This window comes from Rhodococcus sp. NPDC059968, from assembly GCF_042738615.1.
Classification (GTDB): domain Bacteria; phylum Actinomycetota; class Actinomycetes; order Mycobacteriales; family Mycobacteriaceae; genus Rhodococcus_F.
The window spans coordinates 1-7,105 of sequence record NZ_JBHWUE010000203.1 but is presented as its reverse complement, the minus strand read 5'-3'; the positions used below and the strand labels follow the sequence as shown (position 1 = coordinate 7,105).

Here is a 7,105-nt window from a genome sequence, read left to right as displayed (position 1 = left end):
GGATCGGCTCGAACTTCGACCTGTGCCACAGCTTCCTCGACCACACCGGACTTTCCTTATGATCACCACTCACTCAATTACCGAAACGTCTTTAACTCGGTGCGACCGCTTGTCCGTTGCCGCAAACTCGCCCTTTTCAACTATGACATAGTTATATATGATGGCGCCGTCGATATACGTCAGACGGATAGGTTGAAACATGACAGAAGGGCAGAGCGGCGCACGAGCGCTTAGCGTCGCGATCGTCGGAGCCGGTCCAGCGGGTATCTACGCCGCGGACGCATTGATGAAGTCCGAAGCCGCTGCCGACCCGGGCGTCAGCATCGACCTGTTCGAGCGAGTGCCGGCGCCGTTCGGCCTCATCCGCTACGGGGTGGCACCGGACCACCCCCGAATCAAGGCGATCGTCAAGGCCTTGCAAAAGGTGTTGGACCGACCTCAAGTGCGATTTTTCGGCAACGTGGAATACGGCACCGACCTCATCCTGGATGACCTTCGGCGCTTCTACGATGCCGTCATCTTCGCCACCGGCGCCGACACGGACCGGCCGCTCGATATCCCTGGCAATGACCTCCAGGGCTCCTTCGGCGCCGCGGACTTCGTCTCCTGGTACGACGGCCACCCGGACGTGCCCCGCACGTGGTCCCTCGAAGCGGAGTCGGTCGCGGTGATCGGCGTCGGCAACGTCGCACTGGACATCGCTCGCATCCTCGCCAAGACGGCCGATGAACTACTGCCGACCGAAATCCCGGCCAACGTCTATGCGGGCCTGAAGGACAACAAGGCACTCGAAGTGCATGTGTTCGGTCGCCGCGGCCCCGCACAAGCCAAGTTCACGCCGTTGGAGCTTCGCGAGTTGGATCATTCACCGAACATCGAGGTGATCGTTGCGCATGACGATATCGATTTCGACGAGGGCTCGACACGGGCGCGCAGCGACTCCAAGCAAGTTGACATGGTAGCGAACACGCTGCAGGGATGGGCGGACCGTGACGTCGGAGACCGCACGCACAAGCTCTTTCTGCACTTCTTCGAATCCCCCACGGAGATCCTCGGAGCCGAGGGCAAGGTTGTTGGTCTGCGAACCGAACGCATGAAGCTTGATGGTACCGGCAACGGCAAAGGAACAGGTAAATACAACCTTTGGAATGTACAAGCAGTCTACCGGGCGGTCGGCTACCTTTCTCGCAACATCGACGCGCTGCCGTACGATGCGAGGTCAGGCACAATTCCCAATAAGGCCGGACGCGTCCTCGCCGAGGACGGGACCCCCATTCCGGCGACCTACGTCACTGGTTGGATCAAGCGGGGACCGGTAGGGCTGATTGGGCACACCAAAGGTGATGCCTCCGAGACTGTGGCGTGCCTGCTCGAGGATATGCCGTTCTCCGGCGCTCACGAGCCCTCTGAAAGCGCGGTTCCGGCGTTCCTCGAAGCCAGGAACATCGCCTACACAACGTGGGATGACTGGTACCGCCTCGATGCCCTCGAACGACGCCTCGGCGAGCCTGCCGGTCGCGAGCGAATCAAGGTTGTTGACCGCGAGGAAATGCTCAACATCGCACGGGCACAGGCTTGAAAGATCAGACATGATGAAGGAGCGCACCTTGTTCTCGACCACGTTTACGAAAACTTTCGGAGTAGATCACCCGATCATCTGTGGCGGCATGACCGCGATCGGTACTGCCGATCTCATCGCCGCAGTGGCCAATGCAGGAGCGCTCGGATTCCTTACCGCCTTGACACTGCCGACGCCGGAACAGTTGGCGAAGGAGATCGTGCGGTGCAGAGAGTTGACCGATAAGCCCTTCGGTGTGAACCTGACCATCCTGCCAACGATCAATCCGGTGCCATACGACGAATACCGCGACGCCATCATCGAGAGCGGCGTCAAAGTGGTAGAGACCGCTGGAAGCAACCCTGCGCCGCACCTTCCAGCGTTCAAGAGCGCCGGAGTCAAAGTCATCCACAAGGCGACCACCGTTCGTCACGCCGTCAAGGCGGAAGCACTCGGGGTGGACGCCATCAGCATCGATGGATTCGAATGCGCTGGGCACCCCGGTGAGGATGACGTTCCCGGGCTGGTGCTGATCCCCGCCGCAGTGAGACAACTCAGCATCCCCGTCATCGCCAGTGGAGGAATCGCCAACGGGGCCGGACTGGTCGCCGCACTCGCATTGGGCGCCTGCGCGGTCAACATGGGCACTCGTTTCGTGGCTACCCATGAGGCGCCGATCCATCCGAACGTCAAGCAACAGATCGTCGATAACGATGAACGGTCGACGGTGATCGTATTCCGCGAGTTCCACAACTCCGCGCGAGTTGCGCGTAACTCCGTCTCCGAGGAAATCGCGGCGATCTCGCGGACTCCAGGCGCAACGTTCGACCAGGTCGCACACCTCGCCTCCGGACAGAGGGGCCGCGAGCAGGTCCTCAAGAACGGCGACGTCGAGGGCGGCCTGTGGTGGGCAAGCCAGGCGCAAGGCCTCATCCACGAAGTTGCAAGCTGCAAGGACGTCGTCGACACGATCATGTCCGACGCGGCGCACCTGGTCCGTAACCAACTGCCGGAGATGATCTGATGGTAAGCGACACTGCGGTCTCTGCGGGAATACTACTACTCAGGGTTGTTGTAGGGTTCGTCATTGCAGCTCACGGATACAACAAGTTCTTCGGTGGCGGTCGTATTCCGGGCACCGCCGGGTGGTTCGACAGCATCGGAATGCGCCCGGGCCTGCTGCACGCGCGTTTGGCCGCGACGACTGAGATCGGTTCCGGGATCCTGCTTGCGATGGGTCTGCTGACCCCGTTGGCCGGCGCTGCAATCGTTGCACTCATGCTTGTGGCCGGCTACACGGTTCATCGTGGGAGCGGTTTCTTTGTCAATGCGAATGGTTGGGAATACAACGTCGTCTTAGCTGTCGTCGGCGTCTCGGTGTCCATAACGGGAGCCGGGAGGTGGTCGATTGACAATCTGGTCGGAATCGATCACACCCTGTCGGGTTGGCTCGGGTTCGCCATCTCCGTCGTTCTAGGACTCATAGCAGGAATTGCCCAGCTCGCACTCTTCTTCCGGCCGAGTGCAACTGCTGGCCGCTAGACCCGCCCAGTCCAGTTCCTGAGGTCACGGCTCGGGCACTGGACTGGGCGACTCCTTCTCAGATTTGTGGCAGCCGAATGGAATTCGATTCCAGCGAGGCGGACGTGGCACTACGATTGAGCTTCCGAGCTGTTGACTCCGAGGTGTGGCGTCATATTGTCAATGCGTTCGACCGCTAGATTCTCCAGAGCGGTGACCGGAACCCCTGCGTGCCGGCACATCTCCTGAAAGATCCTCGTATCCTTCTCGACCATGGCAGACGCGTGATCAGCAAAACCTGGGTCTGGCATCAGCTTCTCCACCAAGGATCTGAGTGCGAAACTGCTCGCACTTCCGGACGACAGGACGTCGACAACCGACTCGACGTCCAATCCGAGTCGCTCACCGGTTTCGATGGCGACACTCGCGAGGCGGCCGTTCCCGAAACTCAGTACGTTGTTCAGAACCTTCATCCTTTGTCCGGCGCCCGTGGGTCCCATCCAGCGAATAACGCTGCCGTATGCCTCAAATACGGGAATGACCCTTCGTAGGATGTCGCGGTCGCCCCCAACCATGATTGTGAGCCTTCCCCGCTTGGCCCCCTCACGGGCACCGCTGACCGGCGCATCCAGGACGTGTACGCCCCGAAGTGTGGCCGCTGCGGCGACCTCCTGGCAGACGGCGACCGATACCGTGCTGTGGATGACAAGTATCGAGTTGGGTGCCATCGTCGCCAGCAAACCATTGGGCGGTAGGACCACCTCTTGAAGGTCTGAGTCACCGAAGACGCAGACTCCGATGATGTCTGCACTCTGACCTAGCTGGCGTAGCGAATCCGCTGCAGCAAATGTTCCCGGATCTAACGCCTCGAGCGAGTTCGAGCGTCGCGACCACACCGTCAGCGGGAAGCCCTCCTCGGCGATACGCCGGGCTATCGGCCCTCCCATGTCACCAAGCCCAACGAAACCGACTCGTTCACAGCCCTTCTCATGCTTCCCACGGTGCGCCGTGGTCCGCCCCGCGTTGGGCGCAAGGTCATTACTATCGATCATTCGGGCCTCCTTATTGCCATCTCGCCTGTGAGTCGGACGGCCAAATCGTCACCTCAGCATATCTAACTACGATACAGTTGAGTGAGAGGTTCGAACATCGATTCTGACCAGCCCCCAAAAGATTGCCGCCGGTACGTCGGGGTGCTGCAGGTGTTTCGAACTCGAGGAATTGTTTGAGCTGTGATTGCCGATCGGTGCACGCAGGATAAGGAGATCGGTGAATGGGCCTCGGTTGTCGGGACATGAACGGAAGAATCTGACTCGACGCTCCGTCGAAACCATAAGGCTTCGCCCGGGAGTCGTGCTGACGCCACCGTAGCGGCCCCACGTCCACTCCGATTGATGACAAATACTGGGTACAGGGAAAGAGATCGATGACTTACCACCGCACCGACACGAATCGCGGACGAATCGTCCCACTCCTCGACGGGATCATGGAACTCGATCCGCTGTCCACCTTCCCCGGACTCTCCGCGGACGATTGGAATGGCCACGAGCAGTTCCTGAGCAGGTCGGGAGCGCTGAGCATGCCGTATGGAGGTTTCTTGGTCGAAAGCTCTCCGGGCTCGAATGTGCTCGTGGACGTAGGGGGCGGGCCGATGTTTGATGTGCCGCCGGACAAAGGGAGCTTGGCGATGGCTGGCCGCTTACCCGAGGCACTCTTCGACCTCGGCGTAGAGCGGACCTCGATTCGCGCGGTGCTTCTCACACATCTGCACGTCGACCATATCGGATGGCTGGCCCCTGAGGGTGAGCCCTTCTTCCCCAACGCGACGATCTACTGCCATCAAGAAGACTGGTCGTATTTCGTCGACGTTGTGGACAGTCCAGACATTCGGATTCCGAACCTAATTGCGGGGTGCGAGGATCGGTTTCAACTCTGGAGCGGAAGTTCCATGACAATCGAGGATCTCGTGATGCGCCATACTCCTGGGCACACGCCGGGCAGCAGCGTCGTAATGGTCGGAGCCCCTGACTCCGCCGTGCTCGTCGGAGATCTCGTGCACAGCCCAGTCGAGTTCCTTCACCGCTGGAACGGGCTTGCGGATGTTGATTCGGTTATGGCAGCAAAGACGAGAACAGAGTTCAAGAACGAACTGCTGGCTACGCGAAATATGGTGTGGGGACCTCATTTTCCTTCCATGGCGCCGGGCAAACTGCGTGATGCGTCGCCCGCGGGCATCACGATCTGGGATCCCTGCTGTACCCCTGAGAGCGGGTCTGATCACTGACGCTTCGCGCGCCGGAACCGGCGTTCCCGCGCCATCCCGAAGGTTCTCAACCCGCGTGTTGTCGACTGGAGTCCGTTGAGGCCACCGTGTCATGGCTTCCGGCAGAGGTGTCGGCGGCACCGTTGAGGATGGCGCGCGCTGCGGTGAGAACCGAGGTGCGCCGCCGGTCGCGGTCGATGTGTTCCTGCGCGTTGGGGACGAGCGGAGTATTGGCAAGCGAGAGGTGGACGATGAGGGCAAGGAGTTCGTCCGCGGGGAGCGTGTTCGGAAGGACACCCTCCTGTTGGGCTGCGACGATGCGCTCCGTCTTGTCTTGCTGAGCGTCGCGGGCGGCTTGGGGAAGGGGTTGGCCTGGTCGTTCCAACTGGCTCCACGCGGTCAAGCGAATGACGTTCGGATGCGTGGAGTAGTAGTCATACAGCCGCACTGCGTAGCCGGGGAGATCGTCGACGTCGAGGGGAACCTGGTCGACCGTCTCCGTTACGAGTCGGCTGTAGACGATGTCGAACAGATCGAGTTTGCTCCCGAAGTAGCGGTAGAGCAGGGCATTGTTTACACCGGCGCTCTTGGTAATTCTGTCCACTCGGGCGCCGGCGATGCCGTACTGAGCGAACTCCGAGGTAGCTGCTTCGAGGAGCTTCCGCCGGGTCTCATCCGCGTTGCGTGTCATGAGTCGATGATATGTAGGTAGGTAGTTACTTGACAAGTTCGAGCAGCGGGAGCTATCGTCGGCAATGTAAGTAGGAAGTTACTTACACTCTACCTAGGAGAGAATCCTCATGAACCGCACAGTTGTCATTACTGGTACCGCCTCCGGATTCGGCAGGGAGTCGGTCCAGAAGTTCGCCGGAGAAGGCTGGAATGTCGTCGCAACCGTCCGCAAAGACGCCGACCTGGACGTCCACAAGGGATTGGAGAACGTCCGTACTCTGCTACTGGACGTGAATGACGAGGAGGCCGACGCGGCCTTCGCCGACAAGGCCCTCGCTCAGTTCGGCCGGGTCGATGCGCTGGTGAACAACGCCGGCTACTACCAGATGGGCCCGATCGAGGCCTCCACCTCGGACCAGATTCATCGACAGTTCCAGACCAACGTGTTCGGGCTGATGGCTCTGACCAAGGCGTTCGTGCCACACTTCCGCAAGCAGCGCTCCGGAGTCATCATCAACTTGTCCTCTATCAGCGCCGATCAGGGCTACCCCTATACCTCGGTGTACGCCGCCTCGAAGGCCGCGGTCGCCGCCTTCAGCGAAGGTTTGAACATCGAACTCGCGTCGTTCGGCGTCTCGGTCAAGGCAATCTTTCCAGGCCTCCACGCCACCCCCATCTTCTCGAAGATCGATAACGCTACGGACATTCCCGAGGACTACCTCGCGGCGATGGACAGTTTCTTCAACTCACCCCAGTCCAGTCTCGGCTCCCCACCGTCCGTAACCGCCGAAGTCATCTTTCGTGCCGCCACCGACAACCGGCCCGAACGCGTTCGTTACTACTCCGGACCTGACGGCGAGATGATCCCGCGCGCCAAGGCACTCCTCGGGCCTGAGTGGTACTGGGAAGAATTCCGCACCGCCAACATCTCTGGCCCGTCACCCCTGTGGGCCGCGCTCAGCCCGAATGCTGGCGGCGAACAAGTCGAGCAGTCCCGCTAGCGGGAGTTTCCTGGATAAGTTGATCATGGAGGGTGTTATGGCTGGTCAACTGTGGTGCGGGTGGCGGATTGGTGTATGACCTAAGTCGTG

General features: G+C 60.4%; 7 protein-coding genes. 5 read left to right on the top strand and 2 right to left on the bottom strand.

Annotated features, from left to right (window positions below; genetic code table 11):
• Nucleotides 1–199: 199 nt before the first annotated feature.
• From ACFWAY_RS52700 to ACFWAY_RS52690, 3 genes are read left to right on the top strand one after another with little or no spacing between them, the layout of a single operon-like run.
• A complete protein-coding gene (locus ACFWAY_RS52700) occupies nt 200–1,579 on the top strand; it encodes an FAD-dependent oxidoreductase (RefSeq protein WP_378516388.1) in 1,380 nt (459 codons plus the stop codon).
• A 28-nt stretch (nt 1,580–1,607) separates the two neighbouring features.
• Nucleotides 1,608–2,582, top strand: coding sequence for an NAD(P)H-dependent flavin oxidoreductase (locus ACFWAY_RS52695; protein ID WP_378516389.1), 975 nt, complete (start codon nt 1,608–1,610; stop codon nt 2,580–2,582).
• A complete protein-coding gene (locus ACFWAY_RS52690) occupies nt 2,582–3,100 on the top strand; it encodes a DoxX family protein (RefSeq protein WP_378516387.1) in 519 nt (172 codons plus the stop codon). The genes ACFWAY_RS52695 and ACFWAY_RS52690 overlap by 1 nt, the downstream gene beginning before the upstream one ends.
• Nucleotides 3,101–3,210: 110 nt before the next feature.
• Here the strand turns inward: ACFWAY_RS52690 and ACFWAY_RS52685 are convergent, their stop codons facing one another.
• The gene (locus ACFWAY_RS52685) at nt 3,211–4,131 is read right to left on the bottom strand and encodes an NAD(P)-dependent oxidoreductase (protein ID WP_378516386.1); all 921 of its coding nucleotides are present in this window, start codon (nt 4,129–4,131) and stop codon (nt 3,211–3,213) included.
• 374 nt (nt 4,132–4,505) lie between these two features.
• On the opposite strand from ACFWAY_RS52685, the gene ACFWAY_RS52680 reads away from it, so the two are divergent.
• On the top strand, nt 4,506–5,363 hold the full coding sequence (locus tag ACFWAY_RS52680; RefSeq protein ID WP_378516385.1) for an MBL fold metallo-hydrolase: 858 nt from the start codon (nt 4,506–4,508) through the stop codon (nt 5,361–5,363).
• 46 nt (nt 5,364–5,409) lie between these two features.
• Here ACFWAY_RS52680 and ACFWAY_RS52675 read toward each other — a convergent pair whose 3' ends face one another.
• Entirely contained in the window at nt 5,410–6,033 is a 624-nt protein-coding gene (locus tag ACFWAY_RS52675) for a TetR family transcriptional regulator (RefSeq protein ID WP_378516384.1), read from the bottom strand.
• Nucleotides 6,034–6,142: 109 nt separating this feature from the next.
• On the opposite strand from ACFWAY_RS52675, the gene ACFWAY_RS52670 reads away from it, so the two are divergent.
• Nucleotides 6,143–7,015, top strand: coding sequence for an SDR family NAD(P)-dependent oxidoreductase (locus tag ACFWAY_RS52670; RefSeq protein WP_378516383.1), 873 nt, complete (start codon nt 6,143–6,145; stop codon nt 7,013–7,015).
• Nucleotides 7,016–7,105: the final 90 nt, after the last annotated feature.